Source organism: Pantoea sp. Morm, from assembly GCF_016643525.1.
Taxonomy (GTDB): Bacteria; Pseudomonadota; Gammaproteobacteria; order Enterobacterales; family Enterobacteriaceae; genus Pantoea; species Pantoea dispersa.
Map to the genome: position 1 here is coordinate 1 of NZ_VOQX01000239.1, position 1,540 is coordinate 1,540.

1 protein-coding gene is annotated in these 1,540 nt (G+C 53.9%); it reads left to right on the top strand.

Annotated features, from left to right (window positions below; genetic code table 11):
- Positions 1-139: 139 nt before the first annotated feature.
- The coding region (gene nusA, locus FT726_RS27200; protein ID WP_346303842.1) for a transcription termination factor NusA at positions 140-1,540 on the top strand (1,401 nt) is incomplete at its 3' end.

Consider the following 1,540-nt stretch of genomic DNA (forward strand, 5'->3'; position numbering starts at 1 on the left):
GACGACCTTCGGGTTATGAGCCCGACGAGCTACCAGGCTGCTCCACCCCGCGTCCGAAAACGTGGCGAATATTACGCCGATCTTGCGAAAAATGGACCTGGTCCCCCACTTTTAAAAGTCCGGATTGAGGCTAACCAGGATGAACAAAGAGATCTTAGCTGTAGTAGAAGCCGTTTCTAACGAAAAAGCCCTGCCACGTGAGAAAATCTTCGAGGCGCTTGAGAGCGCTTTGGCCACTGCGACTAAAAAGAAGTATGAGCAAGAGATCGAAGTGCGCGTCAGCATTGACCGTCGCAGCGGTGATTTCGATACTTTCCGTCGCTGGCAGATTGTGGAAGAAGTAACACAGCCGACTCGTGAAATTACGCTGGATGCGGCCCGCTTTGAAGACGAAGCGTTCAATCTGGGCGAATACGTTGAAGACCAGATCGAATCTGTCACCTTCGACCGTATCACCACCCAAACCGCTAAACAGGTTATCGTGCAGAAAGTCCGTGAGGCTGAGCGCGCGATGGTGGTTGATCAGTTCCGTCAGCACGAAGGTGAAATCATCACCGGCGTGGTGAAGAAAGTAAACCGCGACAGCATCTCACTCGATCTGGGCAGCAATGCTGAAGCCGTGATCGGACGTGAAGATATGCTGCCACGTGAAAACTTCCGCCCAGGCGACCGTATTCGCGGCGTGTTATATGCCGTTCGCCCGGAAGCGCGTGGTGCACAGCTGTTTGTCACCCGTTCTAAGCCAGAAATGCTGATCGAACTGTTCCGCATTGAGGTGCCAGAAATCGGTGAAGAAGTTATCGAGATCAAAGCGGCAGCGCGCGATCCAGGTTCACGCGCTAAAATCGCGGTGAAAACCAACGATAAACGTATTGATCCGGTCGGTGCTTGTGTGGGTATGCGCGGTGCGCGTGTCCAGGCTGTATCAAGCGAGCTGGGTGGCGAGCGAATTGATATCGTGCTGTGGGACGATAACCCGGCACAATTCGTCATTAACGCCATGGCGCCAGCCGATGTGGCGTCAATTGTGGTGGATGAAGACAATCACACCATGGATATCGCTGTTGAAGCCGGCAATCTGGCTCAGGCGATCGGCCGTAACGGCCAAAACGTGCGTCTGGCTTCCCAACTGAGTGGTTGGGAACTGAACGTGATGACCGTCGATGATCTGCAGGCTAAGCATCAGGCTGAAGCCCACGCAGCGATCGATATGTTCACCAAACATCTCGACATCGACGAAGAGTTCGCCACCGTACTGGTGGAAGAGGGCTTCTCTTCGCTGGAAGAATTGGCTTATGTGCCAATCAACGAGTTGCTGGAAATCGACGGCCTCGACGAAGAGACCATTGAAGCCCTGCGTGAACGAGCAAAAAATGCGTTGACCACCCTGGCATTAGCGAAAGAAGAGAGCCTTGGTAATCAGGAGCCCGCTGAGGATCTTCTGAATCTTGAGGGCCTGGATCGTGCGCTGGCGTATCGCCTGGCGTCCAAAGGCGTTTGCACGCTGGAAGATCTCGCTGAGCAAGGTGTTGACGATCTG